General features: G+C 37.9%; 18 protein-coding genes and 2 riboswitches. Of the genes, 11 read left to right on the plus strand and 7 right to left on the minus strand.

Translation table 11 applies throughout. From position 1 onward, the window contains the following. Positions 1–26 precede the first annotated feature (26 nt). The 4 genes from CUC15_RS14985 to CUC15_RS15000 form a co-directional block, all read right to left on the minus strand. Positions 27–1,031 (minus strand): aliphatic sulfonate ABC transporter substrate-binding protein, encoded by a 1,005-nt coding sequence (locus CUC15_RS14985; RefSeq protein WP_114917436.1) that lies wholly within the window; start codon positions 1,029–1,031, stop codon positions 27–29. A gap of 32 nt (positions 1,032–1,063) precedes the next feature. After that, positions 1,064–2,374 carry an O-acetylhomoserine aminocarboxypropyltransferase/cysteine synthase family protein gene (locus CUC15_RS14990; protein ID WP_114917437.1) on the minus strand — a complete coding sequence of 437 codons (1,311 nt, stop codon included), beginning with the start codon at positions 2,372–2,374 and terminating at the stop codon, positions 1,064–1,066. Between the two features lie 223 nt (positions 2,375–2,597). After that, positions 2,598–3,551 (minus strand): ATP-grasp domain-containing protein, encoded by a 954-nt coding sequence (locus CUC15_RS14995; protein WP_114917438.1) that lies wholly within the window; start codon positions 3,549–3,551, stop codon positions 2,598–2,600. 402 nt (positions 3,552–3,953) lie between these two features. After that, positions 3,954–5,006: an LLM class flavin-dependent oxidoreductase gene (locus tag CUC15_RS15000; protein WP_114917439.1), complete on the minus strand. Its 1,053-nt coding sequence runs from the start codon at positions 5,004–5,006 to the stop codon at positions 3,954–3,956. An 83-nt stretch (positions 5,007–5,089) separates the two neighbouring features. Further along, a riboswitch (SAM riboswitch) is annotated at positions 5,090–5,201 on the minus strand. 131 nt (positions 5,202–5,332) lie between these two features. Beyond that, positions 5,333–5,439: riboswitch (SAM riboswitch) on the plus strand. A 115-nt stretch (positions 5,440–5,554) separates the two neighbouring features. Between CUC15_RS15000 and ssuE the strand changes: the two genes are divergently transcribed. Next, positions 5,555–6,106, plus strand: coding sequence for an NADPH-dependent FMN reductase (gene ssuE / locus CUC15_RS15005; RefSeq protein WP_114917440.1), 552 nt, complete (start codon positions 5,555–5,557; stop codon positions 6,104–6,106). Between the two features lie 22 nt (positions 6,107–6,128). Continuing rightward, positions 6,129–7,505, plus strand: coding sequence for an LLM class flavin-dependent oxidoreductase (locus tag CUC15_RS15010; RefSeq protein WP_114917441.1), 1,377 nt, complete (start codon positions 6,129–6,131; stop codon positions 7,503–7,505). An 84-nt stretch (positions 7,506–7,589) separates the two neighbouring features. On the opposite strand, the gene CUC15_RS15015 is transcribed toward CUC15_RS15010, so the two are convergent. Beyond that, complete coding sequence (locus CUC15_RS15015; protein WP_114917442.1) at positions 7,590–7,904, minus strand: PHP-associated domain-containing protein; 315 nt, start codon at positions 7,902–7,904, stop codon at positions 7,590–7,592. Positions 7,905–8,067: 163 nt separating this feature from the next. Here CUC15_RS15015 and CUC15_RS20535 point away from each other — a divergent pair, with 163 nt between their 5' ends. Further along, positions 8,068–8,310, plus strand: coding sequence for a hypothetical protein (locus CUC15_RS20535; protein ID WP_242985875.1), 243 nt, complete (start codon positions 8,068–8,070; stop codon positions 8,308–8,310). 340 nt (positions 8,311–8,650) lie between these two features. Next, on the plus strand, positions 8,651–8,995 hold the full coding sequence (locus CUC15_RS20675) for a MurR/RpiR family transcriptional regulator (RefSeq protein ID WP_114917443.1): 345 nt from the start codon (positions 8,651–8,653) through the stop codon (positions 8,993–8,995). A 61-nt stretch (positions 8,996–9,056) separates the two neighbouring features. On the opposite strand, the gene CUC15_RS15030 is transcribed toward CUC15_RS20675, so the two are convergent. Further along, positions 9,057–10,007: a dipeptidase gene (locus CUC15_RS15030; protein WP_114917444.1), complete on the minus strand. Its 951-nt coding sequence runs from the start codon at positions 10,005–10,007 to the stop codon at positions 9,057–9,059. 194 nt (positions 10,008–10,201) lie between these two features. Here CUC15_RS15030 and CUC15_RS15035 point away from each other — a divergent pair, with 194 nt between their 5' ends. From CUC15_RS15035 to CUC15_RS15045, 3 genes are all read left to right on the plus strand, one after another. Beyond that, complete coding sequence (locus CUC15_RS15035; RefSeq protein WP_114917445.1) at positions 10,202–10,426, plus strand: DUF1659 domain-containing protein; 225 nt, start codon at positions 10,202–10,204, stop codon at positions 10,424–10,426. A 64-nt stretch (positions 10,427–10,490) separates the two neighbouring features. Then, a complete protein-coding gene (locus CUC15_RS15040) occupies positions 10,491–10,703 on the plus strand; it encodes a DUF2922 domain-containing protein (protein WP_114917446.1) in 213 nt (70 codons plus the stop codon). A gap of 251 nt (positions 10,704–10,954) precedes the next feature. Then, positions 10,955–11,128, plus strand: a complete 174-nt coding sequence (locus CUC15_RS15045) for a YvrJ family protein (protein ID WP_114917447.1) — start codon at positions 10,955–10,957, stop codon at positions 11,126–11,128. A 371-nt stretch (positions 11,129–11,499) separates the two neighbouring features. Here the strand turns inward: CUC15_RS15045 and mbcS are convergent, their stop codons facing one another. Beyond that, positions 11,500–13,080 (minus strand): acyl-CoA synthetase MbcS, encoded by a 1,581-nt coding sequence (mbcS, locus tag CUC15_RS15050; RefSeq protein WP_114917448.1) that lies wholly within the window; start codon positions 13,078–13,080, stop codon positions 11,500–11,502. Positions 13,081–13,355: 275 nt separating this feature from the next. Here mbcS and CUC15_RS15055 point away from each other — a divergent pair, with 275 nt between their 5' ends. The 4 genes from CUC15_RS15055 (at position 13,356) to CUC15_RS15070 (ending at position 18,383) form a co-directional block, all read left to right on the plus strand. Then, positions 13,356–14,735, plus strand: coding sequence for a tetratricopeptide repeat protein (locus CUC15_RS15055; protein WP_114917449.1), 1,380 nt, complete (start codon positions 13,356–13,358; stop codon positions 14,733–14,735). A gap of 811 nt (positions 14,736–15,546) precedes the next feature. Continuing rightward, positions 15,547–16,545 carry a YcjF family protein gene (locus tag CUC15_RS15060; protein ID WP_114917450.1) on the plus strand — a complete coding sequence of 333 codons (999 nt, stop codon included), beginning with the start codon at positions 15,547–15,549 and terminating at the stop codon, positions 16,543–16,545. A gap of 189 nt (positions 16,546–16,734) precedes the next feature. After that, positions 16,735–17,508 carry a DeoR/GlpR family DNA-binding transcription regulator gene (locus tag CUC15_RS15065; protein ID WP_114917451.1) on the plus strand — a complete coding sequence of 258 codons (774 nt, stop codon included), beginning with the start codon at positions 16,735–16,737 and terminating at the stop codon, positions 17,506–17,508. After that, complete coding sequence (locus tag CUC15_RS15070; protein WP_114917452.1) at positions 17,508–18,383, plus strand: Cof-type HAD-IIB family hydrolase; 876 nt, start codon at positions 17,508–17,510, stop codon at positions 18,381–18,383. Before CUC15_RS15065 ends, CUC15_RS15070 begins: the two co-directional genes overlap by 1 nt. The last annotated feature ends 287 nt before the right edge of the window (positions 18,384–18,670 follow it).

Below are 18,670 nucleotides of genomic sequence, written 5' to 3' on the forward strand. Positions count from 1 at the left end.
TTCCATTTCTCACCTTTCACTTTTATTTATTCATCCCCCATTGTTTCTTTCGCAAATGACGGCTCAATTAAATCACTCGTAATCTCTTCAATATCAACATTTGCATCAATTACTTCTCCCGCCTGTAAAACCTTACCAGCTTCGATTAATGCATCATGATGCACATCCGCTGGAATCGCTACTGAAAAATCATTTCGTTCCAATGTTAATTGAGCAACTTCAATTGAAATACTTGCTTCGTCTGCTAGTATTTCCGCAGCTTCTTGCGGATTCTCTATCGTCCATTCTCTCGCTTTTTCATATGCTGCAATGACACGATTAACATATTCTGGATGGCTCTTTGCGAAATCTTCTCTGACATTAAGGAATCCATACGTATTAAAATCAACATTACGATAAAATAGAGATGCATCTGCCTCTAACTCTACGCGTGCCATATTTGGATCAAGTCCTGCCCATGCATCGACAGATCCTTTCGTTAATGCATTTGCACCATCTCCATGCTGCATATTGATGATTTCAACGTCTTCAGCTGGGATTCCTTCCTCATTCAGTGCGCGCAGTAAAAAGATATATGGATCTGTACCTAGTGTTGCAGCAACTTTTTTACCTGCTAAATCCTTCACAGAACTGATTCCAGACTCAGGCATCGTTACAAGCGCAGTCCACTCAGGCTTGGAATAAATATAAACATTTTTAATCGGCGCCCCGTTCGCCTTCGATATCAATGCCGCTGCCCCAGCAGATGAACCGAAGTCAACACTATTACTATTTAAAAACTCGAGTGCCTTATTACTGCCCTGACTTAGCACCCATTCAATTTCAATTCCTTCTTCTTTAAATTCCTCTTCCAGCCAGCCCTTTTGCTTTAATACTAGGCTAGTTGGTGAGTAATACGCATAATCCATTCGAATTTTATCTGGTGCTCCTTCTGTACTGGCGCTCGAAGAACAACCAGCAATGAACAATAATATGATTGAAAAAACCCCGATTGCCAAACCTTTTTGCTTGAACTGTCTCCTAAGCTTCATGCTTACACTCCCCATTTATTTACTTTTCTTTCTTAAAACACATTCTCCTGTTTACTTGCAATTAGTGCCTGATTAATATCTGCTTTAATATCCTCAATATCCTCCAGGCCGATCGATATTCTGATTTGTTCTGGCGTTACACCAGTAAGTCGTTGTTCTTCCTCTGACAAACGTGCATGTGTCGTACTTGCTGGATGAATAACAAGTGATTTTGAATCGCCAACATTTGCTACATGAGAGAATAATTTTACAGAAGCAATAAATTTCTTCGCAGCTTCGAGACCACCTTTAATACCAAATGTAAAGATGGATCCTACACCTTTTGGTAAGTAGGTTTTTGCAAGTTCATACTGAGGATCGTCCTTTAAAGATGGATAATTCACCCATGTGACCTGCTCATGCTCCGCTAAAAAGCTTGCGACTTCTTTGGCATTTGCCACATGCTGCTTCATTCGCAGTGGTAACGATTCAAGCCCTTGAATAAATAGCCAGCCATTGAAAGGAGATAAAGCAGTGCCTAGATTCTGCCCAAGGTCAAATCTCGCTTTCGCAATAAATGCACTTGCAGCCGATAATTCAACATAGGATTGATTATTTAAAGCTGCAACCGGTTCCGTAAATTCTGGGAATCTCCCATTATCCCAAGCAAAATTCCCTGCCTCAACAATAATTCCACCAATTGATGTACCATGTCCGCCAATGAATTTCGTTGTGGAGTGTACGACAATATCAGCACCAAATGAGATTGGCTTCTGAAGATATGGTGTAGTGAAGGTAGAATCGACAACGAGTGGCAAATCATGTGCATGAGCAAGCTTGCTAAGCGCTTTAATATCAGCAATTTGCAAACCAGGATTGCCGATTGTTTCCGTATAAATTGCTTTGGTCTTATCTGTAATCGCATTTGCAATCTCGGTAAAATTCCTTCCATCGACAAAACGAACCGTGACACCAAACCGTTTAAACGTGTCTGCTAATAATGTGTACGTTCCACCATATAATGCGTTCGTTGCAATAATTTCATCGCCAACTTTTGCAAGTGTTAGTAATGCAATCGTAATGGCTGATTGTCCAGAGGAAACAGCAAACGCATCGGCACCACCCTCTAACTCGGCCAATCGTTTTTCAAATACACGATTCGTCGGATTCGCATTTCTAGAATAAATATAGCCTTCCTCTTGCATCTGGAATAGTGATGCAGCATGCTCTGTACTATTGAATCCATAAGAGGTCGTTTGATAAATCGGTACGGCACGAGAACGAGTTACCTCATCTATTTCCTGCCCACCGTGCTGGGCAATTGTATTAAAATTAAAACCTTCACTATGCTGCTCATTGGTCATAATTACTTCTCTCCTTCGAATACGGGAATTTAGCCTGTCGATTATTTCATATATAGTCTATCTATTAACTTGGTTTTATTCATACAGAAGTAACCCCCTCCTAATTCGGAGGAAGGTCACCTCTATATATGTTATTAAAAAACTAAGGTTTAACCGACCCTTTCGGCGAAACCCTTAGTTGCACTTTAGCAGTTAAGGATTTTTTTATAACTGCTAAAAAATCTTAAACCCCAACAGGTGGATTTACTTTTTCAAGTTCTTTCCCTAAATATTTTGCAACTTCTAACATACCAAATTTACCACTTGCTGCTTCTGCATCACTATTGTAATTTGTATTTGTATTGATATCATACGTATAAATATTTCCATCTTTATCCTCGATAAATTCGATACCGGCAATTTTGATATCATTTGCAGCAAGAACACGTTCATATTTTTCTAAAATAGGGTGATCGAAGCCTTCGCGGATTTGGAACTTCGCTGGTTTCGAGCTTTCTTCACCAACAGGGCAGAATAAATCATCGATTGCACATGCGTCTGCAGGGCATAATTCAAATCCTTCAGAAGTATCCACACGAACGGCGTATACAAATTTTCCACCAACAAACTCACAGCGTGTAATATATGATTCTGGTGATTCAATGTAGTCTTGAAGCAATGTCACGCCATCAACAGGCTCTTCAAAGCTGGGACCTTCTACATACGCGCGCAATGCGTCAACCGATGTGAAGAGCTGTACCCCGAGTCCCTTACCAGCACGATTATGCTTCGTAATAAACTTCTTGCCATCAAAGGATTCCGCTGCCTTTAAAATATTTTCTTTGCCGACCGCTGCGATTGTTCTCGGTGTTTTAATCCCATATTTTTCAAGTTCTAAATATTGCAGTACTTTACTTACCTCTAATTGCAATGCACGTGAACCATTAACTACCGTCCTGCCGTGGTGCTCCAGCCATGCAAGCACTGCATTTGTCAATTCTGGTGAAAAACGGTTACCACGTGTATGTGAGGAAGCACTCATTCTACTATAAAAAATTCCTTCAGGGGGCGCACTATTAAGGTCAACAGTTCCACCATCAAGCAACCAATCCTCATATGGAAGCTCTAACTCTTCCAATCTTTTAGTTAAATGATCGGTCCACTCATTATTTTCGTGGATTACATATATTTTGCTCATCTATAATTCTGCTCCTTTGTAATTTTGATTATTATCAAAAGTAATTTTGCTAATCTAGCAATAGATGTGATTAGCAGTTGATGAAAAGTGCGACGTTAGGGTGATAGATGCTCACAGGCCAGTTGCTCCGAAAATACACTTCGCGCACCTTAGGGGAGCTGGCGAGCCTTCTTGTGCTAGCGCACTTCGAAGTCTCACCTAGGCTCTTCTTCCCGCACTCCGTGTATTTTCTCCAGTAGGATGGCGCGTTTACTTCACTAAACCTTCACTACGGCCAGGAAACTCCTCGAAATGAAGAACCATTTTCTAACGAGGATGGGATCCCTTACTGAAGGAGATGCAATCAAGATTACACCTAGTTCACACTTAATATAAATAGAGACTAACTGATTTAAGCCTTACTTATATATTCGTTAATTCAGCTCTTAATTCTTCAACTTTTGGCATTACTTGTTTGGAGAAGCGCTCTAATTCCTCTAGTTGCGGCGAGCATTGTAATAAGAGTAAGTCGACTCCAACTTTCTCAAATTCTATGATTTGTTTAGCAATTTGTTCTGGTGTACCGACTAGATTTGGGCGAAGTCCTCGGTTGGATACTGAATAATCCTGTAGTTTGACTTGTTGTTCAAGCTCTGACATCGAGGTGAAATCTTTAAATCCAGCATATCCACTTAAGTCACCAACTGTCGTAATTCGTTTTACTTCTTCTAACGCTTCTTCCTCTGTATCACGGCAAACAACGTAAGCCGCCATCCCAATCGATTGCAATGGTTCACGTCCCGCTGCTTTTCTGCGTTCCTTCATATCCGCAATTTTCACTTCCGCTTCTTCAACGGTATGCCCATGAAGTACATATGCATCGCAATGTGAGGTAATAACTTGTTTTCCTTTTTCACTTTCACCGCCAGCATATAAGATTGGATTCGGCCGTTGCACTGGCTTCGGTGATAGCTTCGTATTCTCTATTTGATAGAACTTCCCATCATATGAGAAGGTTTCTTCTGTCCACAAGCCTTTTAATATTTCTAGAAATTCTTCTGTACGTTCGTACCGCTCATCATGTTCTGTGAACGCTCCGCCATATTGCTTTGCTTCTTCAGCCCACCAGCCTGATACAACATTTAATGTAAAACGACCATTACTGATATGATCGATATTCGCAGCCATTTTTGCTGTAACAGCAGGATTATGATACACCGGGCGCACTGCAGTCATAATTTCTATTTTATTCGTTACTGCTGCAAGTGCCGCAGCTGTTGACCAGGCTTCAATTGAATCTGCTTCTGTTCCTTTTATATCATTTAAATATAATTCTGCGATTAACGTTGTATCATAACCCCAATCCTCAGCAGATTGAATTACTTTCTTTGCATAATCAAAAGTTGGTGGCATCTTCTCATCTTCTACATTTCTAAGCCATCCGCCAAAAATAGGTAACCAAAATCCGTATTTCATTAAAGACATCCCCTGTTCTATGAATAATAAAAAATAAAAAAACCCTTTCCTAAGATTCAGAAAGAGTGTAAACCTATTCCCTCTCCTTATCTTCCAAGCTGCACGCTTGATGGAATTGGCACAGTATTCTAAAATAATTAGAACCTGTTGCCGAGGCATCAATGGGCCATTTCCCTCCACCTCTCATGATAAGTAATTAATAGAAAGTATTGAATTGTTGATATGAATAATAATACAAAGTTTAGGAAATGTCAAACAATTAATTTAAACTAAGCACAGTTGACTTATCGGAATTAATATATTAGAATATAACAAACAATTAAATATTCTTATCAAGAGAAGCAGAGGGGTCTGGCCCTATGAAGCTTCAGCAACCTCTGATTAAATCAGAAAGGTGCTAATTCCAGCGAGATTCTTTCTTGAAAGATAAGAGCCGACAGATGTCAATCCAATCCTCTTTTCTTATCATTAAAGAAAAGAGGATTTTTTATTTTTAGAAAACCGATGATTCATAAATAGCAGAATGATAATTTGAGAGGAGAAAGTTTATGAGTGAAATTGTAATTATTTCGGGAAGTCCGTCCGAGCTTTCCAGATCAGAACAGGTGCTAAAATATCTAGGTACGTTGCTTGAAGAAGCACATTTTACTGTAACCCACATTTCGGTTAAAGATGTCCCCCACGAGGACTTGTTCACAGGAAACTTTAATAGTCCAGCGGTTAAAAAGATCGCTGCAACTATCTTGGATGCTAAAGGAGTAATTGTAGGATCTCCAGTTTATAAAGGGGCCTACTCAGGGGTATTGAAGGCATTAATCGATATCCTGCCACAGGATGTACTCAAGCATAAGCCTGTCCTTCCACTTATGACTGGCGGAAGCCCGTCTCATTTATTAGCATTGGAATACTCACTTAAACCAGTACTTTCAACGCTTAAGGCACATAATTTAAAAGGACTTTATTTACTTGATGGACAAATCGACAAGCATAATTCAAGACCAATTATAGATGAAAGTATTTTACAACGAACGCAAAAACAACTCGATTATTTTATTCAATTGGTAAATAATCCAGCATTAACCTTTTCCGTAAGCTATTAAAAATGTACAGGAGGAAAAAGCTATGACGAAAAAACGAATTTACTTAAATGCCTTTGATATGAACACACCTGGACATCAATCTCCTGGACTATGGCAGCACCCAGATGATGAGTCACATCGTTATAAAGACAGCGAGTATTGGATTAACCTTGCAAAAACATTGGAAAAAGGAAGATTTGACGCTATTTTTATCGCTGATGTATTAGGAACCTATGATGTATACGGTGGTTCAAGAGATGCTGCAGTACGAAATGGGGTGCAATCTCCTGTTAATGATCCGTTTTTAATCGTGCCATTGATGTCAGCAGTAACGAAGCATCTTGGTTTTGGAGTAACATCGTCAGTAACACATGAACATCCATATACCTTCGCCCGTAAAATGAGCACCCTCGATCATTTAACTAACGGACGTGTCGGCTGGAACATCGTTACTTCCTATCTGAAGAGCGCTGCAATTAATATGGGGCTCGAGGATCAGATCAAACATGATGAGCGTTACGATATTGCTGCGGAGTATTTAGATGTATGCTATAAACTTTGGGAAGCAAGCTGGGAGGATGATGCAGTAAAAGCAGATAAAGTAAATGGCATCTATACAGATCCTAGCAAGGTTCATAATATTAACCATGAAGGAAAATACTATAAAGTTCCTGGAGCACATTTAAGTGAGCCTTCACCACAACGTACACCAGTCCTTTATCAAGCAGGGGCATCGACAAAAGGTCGTGCATTTGCAGCAAGAAATGCTGAATTAGTATTCATCAGTGCACCGAATAAAGCAGTAGCAAAAGAAACGGTAACGAAGCTAAGAAAAGAGATTGCAGCTACTGGTCGAGCGGAAGAGGAAGTAAAAATCCTTAACATGATAATCCCAATCGTTGGCAAAACAGAAGAAGAAGCAAAAGCAAAACTCAAGGAATATCGTAGTTACATTAGTGCAGAAGGTGCACTTGCATTGTTTGGCGGTTGGACTGGAATTGATTTATCTAGTTATACGAAGGACCAAGAAATTCAATATATCGAAAATGATGCGATTCGTTCTGCACTGGAAAACTTCACGAAGATTCATGCTGATCGTCCTTCAACCGTTGAAGACGTCATCAATGCAATTGGAGTTGGCGGCATGGGTACAGCTGTTGCCGGTACACCAGAGCAAATTGCCGATGAAATGGAGAAATGGGTAGATGAAGCTGGTGTGGACGGTTTTAACATTGCCTATGCGATTACACCAGGAACCTTCGAGGATTTCGTAGAGTACGTTGTGCCTGTTCTTCAGGAAAGAGGACTTGTTCCAACAGAATACGAAGGAACAACACTTCGAGATAATCTTTATGGCAAAGGAGATTATTTGCCAGAACATCATCCTGCAAAACTAGTAAATACATTAGTAGCAAAATAAAAGATTTAGAAAAACCGGATAAAAAGTAGATAACCTTTTATCCGGTTCATTGTTAGTGTGATAAAGATTCCCTCTCGTGTACTACTACGCATTAATCTCATGCATACCATTCTTGTTCAGCATTTTCTTCAGCAATTTCTTCACTAGTGTCGCCGACTTTACTTTGATATCAAGGCTTGGCGATACCTCAAGCTTATATTCGCCATTATTAATACTTGACTTGAGCTCTTCTACTGTCTGGCAGTCCACCGCAAAGTCATTGTAAACACTGCTATATTGTAAAAATTGATGGGTATCACTTCCTGCCACAATTGGCAGTCCAAGCTCATTTGCGAAGCTTTTTAACTTCTGAAAATATGCATCTTTACCGTATGCATAAAGGTCTTTACGAGGAACCAATAATCACGCGGACGAAAAGCAAGATGTGCTAGCTTAATCTTCTTAACCTTAGGATGATTAAATGCATAGAAACTGCCTTTTGTTTACAAAGCCTCAACTAGAGGCAGTATTGTTGGCGACACACGATATGCAGCTTGTAGCAGAATGGGCAAACTGAATCATTGTGTTAAAGAATGGTAAGGTGCTTCATGATGGCACAAGGGAATCCGTTTTTAATAACCGGGAATTATTGAATTCGGCGGGACTGAATCCGCCACAAATTATGGAATTGAGCAGGGAACTGAATATGTCACCTGTTTCCTATACAGTCGATGATTTTGTTACTTCTATAAAGGAGCAATTCGGAGGGATCATCTTGGAATACAGACAAAAATTATTTGATAAACTCTCTGTCGAACAGGTGTAAATCGAGCTGCTGAATACAGCCTATGGGAATGACTAAACGTTTTTTTGGCAAAGCTTGATCCCAGGACGCTGTTTATATGGTATTTGTTCTTTGGATTTGCACCATGGTTTATTCATAACGAGGCAATTTTAATTACTTATATGTATCAATCAATCATCTGCAAAAAACGATTGAGCATTTTTCTCAAAGTATATTTAATGAAGCAGTAGAAATGTTAACGAAAGCAAAGCAAAATTTAATCCATAGTCCCGGTCCATCAGAGGGGCTAGGAGCATTAATGACCTATCGATTATCTCGATTCGGGTTAAGACTCCAATCCTTTCAATAAGGTGGAAGTGAAATTTTCGAGGATCTGTTACATATAACAAAGGATGATGTCGTCGTTCTCTTCGCATTTGTCCGTATCCTCCCAGAAGCGAAGGTTATTTTAGAGCACGCTAAACGGGTTGGGTTCCAAACAATTATTATTACCGATCAGCTTGTCTCTAATTTTGCAAATTTTGCTGACATCGTTTTGTTTGCAAGTCGAGGAGAAATGTGGGAATTCCATTCGATGGTTGCCCCAACTTTTCTAATTGAAAATTTGATTATCACTATTGGAATGAAAAATAAAAATGCAAATTTACAGCGATTGGAGCTGCTTAGTGGTCTTAGGAAGCAGTATGCAGAGGATTTGCCGAGATGATTGAGTATATACGTAAAAAAACGAGGGATATAGATCCCTCGTTTCTCAAATCTGAAATGCTCTACTTTGGACGGTGTTCCAAGAAATTACGATAGGCAAACCCTCTCACCTGATCCTCACTATAATGTTTAAGCAGCTCGTTTATTAAGTTAGGATACTGCGAAGCATTTTCCAATTGACTGACAAAGCTGCTAATCCCATCAAAATCGGAACCAAAACCGATTTGCTTTTCTCCCCCTAGCGAGCAAAGATGGTCGATATGTTGAATCAAATCGCTTATTGTTGCCTTACCACTATTTTTATTAATGAATGGTGGATTGTACACAACGTGGATGAGACCTTTCTTCGCAAACATCGCTTCGATCTGTTCATTATATAAATTCCGTGGGTGATCACAAATTGCCCTAGCATTTGCATGGCTCGCCATTGGGTAATCTGCATTCTCCAGAATATCCCAAAAACCTTGAATCGTGGAATGGGATACATCTGTGAATACACGGTTTTCATTGTTTAGCTTCACGACTTCTTTACCTAGTAATGTCAATCCTCCACCACGTGGTTCACCCGCTCCATCAGCACATAGATTCGCATTATTCCATGTCATTCCCATATATTTAATTCCCGCTCGGTATAGATGACGTAATTTAACGAGGTCATTTCCGAATGCATCTGCACCTTCTAAGGCTAAGACAGCACCGATTTCTCCGTCGTGTAGTGTGTCAAAGTCTTCCCATTCTTGAATATGTTTTACTTCTGGATTTTTCCCAACTATTTCAGTATAAAATAAATCAATTTGTTCTAGCGCATGCTGCCATTTCTCATCAGATGGGATATCCGGTTCGATGAAAATTGCGAAAAATTGTGCTTGCACATTTCCCTGTTTTAAACGCTCTAGGCTTGTATCTAATTTAGGAGAATTTCTAAAATCCAGATACTCTCCACCCAAATATTGCCCTCTTTTCGCCAACTGTAACTTCAGTAATGCATCACAATGTGTGTCAATAATTTTCATCGCAATCGCCCCTTTTTTCTTTATTTTATCACTTTTCATTTTTAAATGTAGACAATAATACTGTTTTTCAATAATCACGTAAGATACAAATTGAGTAATCCACACTAACTAGAATAGTAGGAAAATATTTTTTTAAAATTACACCCCCTTTTTCTAACTCCATTCGATTGTAGTTATGAAAGGAGGTGAGAAACATGGCAGTAGCAGATATAACAAAAACAACGTTGCAGTTGGTGTTAAACGATGGCAATGATTTAGAAACTGGTAAGACGATTTATAAAGCCAAAAGCTTCAATAATGTAAAAACCGAAGCAACATCAGATCAGCTCTATACGATTGCAACAGCAATTGCAGCATTGCAACAACGTCCGCTTTACGAAATCAAGCGTAGAGATGAATCAGATATTCGAGGTGAGTAAGCGCAAGAATCCTAGAATATTGTTTTTTCCAGCAACTATTAATCGATGAAAGGAGGAGAAATAGTTGAAAACATTAGAGCTTAAATTTGTAAATAATGATGGGAAAATTGTTACGTATTCCATCGAAAAACCAATTGAACCAGTAAATCCTGCAGCAATCAATGCAGTAATGGATGAGATCATAACACAAAACGCATTCACTTCTTCCGGCGGCGATCTTGTCTCTAAAAAGAGTGCTCACTTAGTTGAACATAACGTCGAAGAAATCGAATTATAATCATCAATGGAACATGACCAGTCGGAACCCACTGGTCATGTTTTTTAGAAAACTAAGGTTTAACCAAGCCTTTCGCTGACTGCCTTAGTTGCACTTATGTAGTAAGAATGTTTTATACTTTCTTAACTAAAGAATGATTGCCTAGGATGTTAGAATTGGCGTACCCATATTTACCACTTTAGCACTAGGAATTGTGATAAAACCCCAACTCCCTATTAACACATCTTTCAAGCAAGATTGGAGGTTATACTATGGAATCATGGATATCGTTCGTTACAGAGGTTGGCTTTCCGATTGTGGTAACATTCTATCTCCTACACCGCATAGAAGGAAAGCTAAATCTGCTAATCGAATCAATTCATGCTTTACCAGCTAAAATGAAGGAGCAGCCCCAAGCGCCTTTCCTATGTAAAAAGTCAGAATGAGCCAAAAAACTTCCATCAGCTAGAGTTATCCTCTATTGATGGAAGTTTTATTATTAGATATGAAAGTAAAAAATTTAGTTGAACTATTTCTTATACCGGAACAGCCACGTTCAGCTCCAGCGCCCGTGCTCCTAGCGAGACTTCCCTCACCTCATGACACCATAAAGAAGACTTGCCGATTGGTTACACATGAGGCTTAGTCGCACTTATACCCTTGTGGTGAAAGTCAACATCGATTCTGGTACACAAGGAAGGCTGACTAAAAGCAGGCTTCGCTAACGTCGGCATACCCCTTAAGTTCAGGCATGTTTCGATTATCTCCTACGGCTAAAGGCCTTGGAGTACGTCGCTAAACTAGCTTTAAGCTTTTGCTATTTCAAATTATCTTTTTCACGTTGTCTCAATTCAACGCGACGAATTTTCCCTGAAGATGTCTTAGGTAATTCATCAATGAATTCAATCTTTCTTGGATATTTATATGGTGCTGTTAATTGTTTCGTATGATTTTGCAGTTCTTTAATTAATTCAGCTCCTGCATCCTTTACACTATCTTGTAAAACAATGAATGCTTTGACGACATTCCCACGTATTTCGTCTGGACTTGCTACAACTGCACATTCTTTGACAGCTGGATGCTTCACTAATGCATCCTCCACTTCGAATGGTCCAATTGTATAGCCTGAGCTAATGATAATATCATCATTTCTACCTTCAAACCAGAAATAACCTTCTTCGTCTAATGATGCTTGGTCTCCTGTAATATAGAAGTTCCCACGATGTGATTTCTTCGTGCGTTCCTCGTCACGATAGTAACCTTTAAACAATGCTGGAGTATCGAGTGGAATAGCAATATCTCCCACAACACCGACGCCAACAGGATTTCCATCTTCATCAATTAATCGTACATCATTTCCTGGTGTTGGTTTACCCATTGAACCAGCCTTTACTTTCATGCCCTTCAAAAATCCTAGAAGCAATGTGTTTTCCGTTTGTCCATATCCATCACGCACTGTCACGTTAAAGTATTTTTCGAATTGATCGATTACCTCACGATTTAATGGTTCACCAGCTGAAACTGCACTATGCAATGCTGATAAATCATAGTCCTCTAGATTATCAAGCTTCGCCATTAGTCGATATTCTGTTGGTGTACAGCAGAAAACATTAATCTGATTCTTTTCTAATAAGGAAAGATATTTTTTCGCTTCGAATTTACCACTGTAAACAAACCCTGTAGCACCTGATCCTAATACAGATAAAAATGGACTCCAAACCCATTTTTGCCATCCTGGTGCAGCTGTTGCCCAGACCGTATCACCATCTTTGATCGCTAACCAGTATGCTGGTGCAGAACTCATGTGAGCAAAACCCCATGCATGTGTATGCATTACTGCTTTAGGGTTGCTCGTAGTACCAGATGTATAGGGTAAGAACGCTAGATCATCACTTGAAGTTGCAACAATTTCTAATTCATCTGATGCCGATTCTTTAAGTGTATCTAAGCTATTCCACTCAGCTTTCTCATCGCCAACTGTAAATTTCACAAGTTCTGTAAATTGATCGATTCCTGTAAATTCTTCTGTGAACGGCGAGAAGCTTACAACACCATTCACTTCACCATGCGTGATTCTATATTGTAAATCCTTTGTACGAAACATTTCCGAACTAGGAATAATGATAATTCCTGTTTTCAATGCAGCAATATATACCTCATATGTTTCAATGAGACGGGGCATCATTACTAGTAACCTGTCCCCTTTTTTAAGTCCTTTTTCTAAAAATATATTCCCTATTTTATTCGCATTTTTAATTAACTTTTCATATGTAATTTCTCTTCTGTTGCCATGGTCATCTTCCCAAATTACCGCTTTACGTTCAGGATCTTTTGCATACTTTTCGAATTCCATTACAATATTATAATTTTCCGGTGCAATTAAATCTTCTCTATTCAACAATATCACCCTCACATTTTTAGTACTAGATGCTAACTCCTAATCATTATATCAGACTCTAATCTTTTAAAAAAGTAAAATTTACAAGCTATTATTATTTTCTAAATACAATCTGTGCTAAAATTAAAGAAATAGAGTGAACTTATTTCTTTATTTGAAGGATTAGGTTCTGAAAACTATTGATACACTCAGCATGTAGCCTTCACCATCTTATAAATACAAGGATGTCCAATTTTTCATAACTAAACCGATGAACAAAAAGAGGGGGATTTTAGATGAAGAAGTTTCAATTCAAGATTCAAATGAATAAGAAGAATCTCATTCTAACAGCTGAAAAACTAACTTTCTATAAACAAAGTAAGATTATTGAAGCAACTGATCAAAAATCCAATTATTATTATTTAATTTTCTATAAAGATGACTTTATAAATGGAATGAAAGCAACAAAAATAAAAATCAACTCTCATGTCCATCGGGCATTAACGAATGGCATCCATGTAAGTGGGACACATCCACTGACAATGAGATTAATTAATAAACAGAAATCCCTTACTTTTATCCAATTTAATCCGCTCTTCAAACAAATTCAGAAGCATTATTCGAAACTTGAAACCATATTAATCTTCACTTATTTTGATTCCTTCACCAAACCTGATTCCATCACTAAATTAATTCGAAGCAGTTTTTATGATTTTCGCAGGGAAGGCCAGCTATTTGCAGCCTATCAACTGCTCCGAGTCTATTTAGACTATGACAGACAAAGTCCGTTTGTCCACGATATGATTCATAGTATGCAGTTTCAGCAGCACGAAATAAACTATCAAGAAATGGAATATATTTATGAAAAAGATCCACTTAATGCAGAATTAATCTGTTTTGATGACAGATATGATCCTGAGTATGTATCCATCCTTTTCAAGTTATACCGTTCTGAAAACCGCTCAGTAGATGCGCTTGCACTGCGGATAGATTTGCTGCATCACGAGTTCAATGAGGACCATTTCACAGCAATAGAGGTATTGATAAAAGACTTTGATCAAGAAGAACAGGTGGAAATCCTTCAAGATTTATATCATTCAAGCAATAATCGGATTATAGCGGAAAAGTTACTGTCTGCCTTGCTTGCAGATGATAATGCAAATGCGCTCATCCAGTTTGTCCTAACAACATCAGACCAGCCAACGCGCGAACAGCTCCAATTAATTATGGATCAATTATCCGAGACAGATACGCATGTCCTTGTATCCTTCTTTGAGAAATCAAACAAACGATTGCTATCCCTTAGCAATCATGATTCAAAAATATTAAATCAACTCGTCACACCTTTTGTTTCTGCCTTTCTCGAAGAAATTCCGTTAACAAACATTGTCGAGTGGTTCACACCATTCCATGAAGCAGGGATCCATCTGCCAATCGAACAAAAACTATTAAAAATCAAAAGCTTATCCGACGATCCAGATCAGCAATTTGCACTAGGTGAACTCTATTTCCAGTTCCAGCTGTTCGAAAAATCGATTGATTGCTTTAAATGGGAAATGGAACTTTCACCAAATGATCCGAAGCCTGTAACCTACCTATCGAAAATTTATAAGAAAATTGGGAATCACGACGAGGCAAATGCATATCAGCAATTGCTTATTCAGATGACAAAATAAAACTGCGAAGTATCGCAGCAAGCGTGTAGAGGAAAACGGTTAACTTTCCCTTAATTAGAAATTAGATTGCCGCTAATTCATAACGCGGCAATCTAATTTTTTTGGCAGTTAGAAAAGTATTTCTGCATATGTAGAGCCAGAGGTTATTCGCAAAAGAGCAATGCAAATGCCTTTGTTTTCTAAATTTGTATGTGGATGTTTTATTTGGAGTAATTTCTTTAGAAGATATAAGGGTGAATCTTAAAATACGAATCTCTGGATTAGCATTACTATGCGAGAATCAATTTCAGTTCACTTGAAGGATTTTTATAAATTTTTCTCCCTTAAAGGGATTATCTAGTTTTAAAGCAGTTACCATAATATTCCTTGTTTTTTTCAACGTGACGATCAAGTTTTTCTAACAAGTAATCCATTACTTTTTTCACATTTCCACTCTCCTTTTCCGAATTATTGGTTCGTTATTTATTTCCTCTGTTAAGTCTTGTATATGCATCAATATGCATTTCCATGTAAGGTTTCATGATTTTCTTTAAAAGTAATTTCATCACAGTTCCCCCCCTCTATTCGTTACCTTTATTATGAAGGGTTTTGCCATTTCTGACAAAGTCTTTGAAATCGATAACAATGAGCATGAAAACGAGAACAACGTATAAGAAAACGAGAACATCTCTACTTTTCTTACAATTTCATCGTTTTTCTTTTGTTTTCTTTACTTTTTGAAAATATAAGCGCGTTTTTATTATTACAAAACAATAAAATAGTGTGTTTCCTATTGATTTTGGTAATATATAGAGTGAGGAGCGTGATCGTCTTGACAGAATTTAATGAGAAGGAATTCGAGCAAACCTATGAACAAGAGACGGACAAGATAAATGAACAATTAGATGAGGAAATCTTATTTGCAATGATTGGTGATGTGAATACAGGGAAATCATCTACCGTTAATCAACTAATTGGCGATGAGGTTGCCCCTGTTGGTGCGAATCCTGGTGAAACGATTGGAATTGATCGGTATGTTTACCGAGACAAAATCATCTTCGTCGATACACCTGGCCTTGATGATATTAATAGTAAAAATTCCGAGGAAACATTGGATTTTTTCGAAGATGCCGATGTTATTCTGTTCTTTCTAAATGCAGCTGGGACAGTCTTTTCAGAGGGCGAAAAGAAATCTCTTGAATTCATTGAAAAGAAAAATAAAAATATCCTGTTTGTCCTAAATAAAATTGATGCTGCAGATGATATTCCGGGCATAGTAAAGTATGTGAAAGAGCACTCAAATAACCGATATAAAGTTGTACCAATTTCGTCTAGAACGGGTGAAAATATCGAGAAGCTTAGAAATGAAATACTGGATATTCTGAAAAAAAAGCATAAAGAAATCCAATTTGCGCGGCTAATCAAGGAAAAATCATCCACAGCGAATAAGTGGATTCTTGCCGCAGCGGGCTCAGCAACAGCCATTGGTGCTGCACCAATTCCTGGTTCCGATTTTGTCCCTCTTACAGGAATTCAAGTTGGATTGATGGTACGTCTTGCTGCATTATATGAAAAACCACTATCAAAAGAACGGGCGAAGGAACTTACAATCGCAACCATTACAGGAAATATCGGAAAAACAGTTTTTCGTCAAGTTATTAAGTTTATCCCTGGTGCAGGTTCTGTTGCAGGTGGAAGTATCGCTGGTGGAATGACACTCGCATTAGGATATGCAATTAAATATGCATACGAGAATAATATCGAGCTGGATGCAAGTTCATTGAAACATTTGTATGAGCTGTTCAGGAAAAAAGAGAAAGAAAATCTATAGTGGGAGAAGGAATACGGAAACCTCCTTCTTACTACCCTTTATATAATGAAGAACACAGTTAATCTTCTTAATGAAGTTAGCTGTTTTTTTATGTTTAAGTATATAACTTAATTTTACTTATAACACTTGCAATTACTTATAAATAATATATAATTACTTACAAATACTTACGTCAATGGGTGTGATTCTTTGTACCAAGAAGAAAGATTGTTAGCGATACTAGAATTTCTTAAGAAAAATAACCGCATCACAGTGGAGCAAATATGTACTCTCTTTGATATTTCAAGAGATACTGCTAGAAGAGATCTTGTTAAGCTAGAAGAGGAAAAATCAATAATAAGAACAAGAGGTGGAGCAATTCTGCCTTTAGCTCAGAATCATGTGCCAAGTTATTCAAATCGACTAAAAACTGTATCTAATGAAAAGGAACAAATTGGGAGAAGGGCTGCTTCATTAATATCTCCTGGTGACACTATCATCCTTGATACATCAACGACAGTTCAAGCTTGTGCAGAAAGCCTTGGGGATTTGGACTGTACGGTAATTACAAATTCGATAAATCAGGCAGAAATATTATCTGCAAAACAATCATTGAATATCCAGCTTCTAGGTGGAACATTACAGAAGGAGCACCGCTATTTATATGGTCTATCTGTAATTGAAAAGCTTTCTGAATATCATGTAGATAAAGCATTTATCGGCGTACTTGGCGTGTCTGAAAAGGGACTAACAAATGTACATGAAGAAGACGGAGAAATAAAACGAAAGATGATCGAGCAAGCTAAACAAGTAATCGTCTTAGCAGATCATACAAAGTTAGGGAAAACAGGCTTTTTTAAATATGCTAGTCTGAAGGATATTGACCTGTTAATTACAGATAGGACGCCACCTAAGGCTTTTAGAGATTTACTGACTGAAAATAACATTGATCTTTTAACTGCTGACGAGAGGGATGATATATAATGGTAAAATTAATTGCGCTAGATTTAGATGGAACAACATTAAACGAAGAAAGTAAGATTAGCCAACAAAATTTAGAGGCTATCAAGTTTGCACAGAAAAATGGGATTGAGGTAGTTATTGCCACAGGTCGTGCGTATTTTGATGTCCAGAATACTTTTGAAAATACAGGAATCAAAACTTGGATTATTGGAGCCAATGGCGCGACGATTCATCACCCTAACGGTGAACTTTTTTTCGATATTCCACTTGATAAGCAAGACGCATTTGAAATCATGAGCTGGCTTGAAGAGGAGAATTATTATTATGAAGTTTTCAGTAATCATTCCATCTACACACCGCAAAATGGGCGCGAGCTTTTGGCAATTGAAATCGATCGAGCGAAAAGTGCAAACAGTGATAATCAGATTGAAAATCTAAAGAATTCTGCGCAAATCCAATTTAGTCAAACTGGTTTTTCATTTATTAATTCATATAAAGACCTGCTCAAGAAAGATGCAGATTACTATAATATCCTAGCTTTTACATTTGATGAGGAAAAGCTGAAAATGGGCAGGGAAAAATTTAGGAACAGGAAAGATTTAACACTTGTTAGTTCTGCCAAACATAATTTTGAATTAGAACATAAAGATGCATCAAAAGGTAATGCTCTAAAAATACTCGCAAATAAGTTGGGTATCAATATAGCTGATACTGCTGCAGTAGGTGATAGCTATAATGATCTGTCAATGTTGCGAATTGCTGGAAAAAGTGCAGCAATGGGAAATGCAGACCAAGAAATAAAAGATTCCTGCCATGAAGTAACCCTCTCCAATCGGGAAGATGGAGTTGCACATTTTATTTATTCATTGCTAAACGAAAGCATGAACGTCCATTAATCATGGGTTTAAATCCTATTTGGCGTGACGCAATTGCGGCGTTACAGTTAGGATTTTTACTATATATTTGGCACCTGTATATACGTATACTGGTGCTTATTTTAGGTGCCTGTCACTCCCCAAGTTTTGTTAAAAACTGTCGAATAGTTCTGTACTCTCACTTGATTTGGATCACATCAACCCTACTTTTTTGCTATAATCCATCATTTAAATTTATGTAAATTTTCTGATCCCGTCCTACTTATCGAAAGTTATTATGTTAGTATTTGGATATAAATAAAATAAAT

It is taken from the genome of Oceanobacillus zhaokaii, assembly GCF_003352005.1.
In the GTDB taxonomy this organism is placed as follows: domain Bacteria; phylum Bacillota; class Bacilli; order Bacillales; family Amphibacillaceae; genus Oceanobacillus; species Oceanobacillus zhaokaii.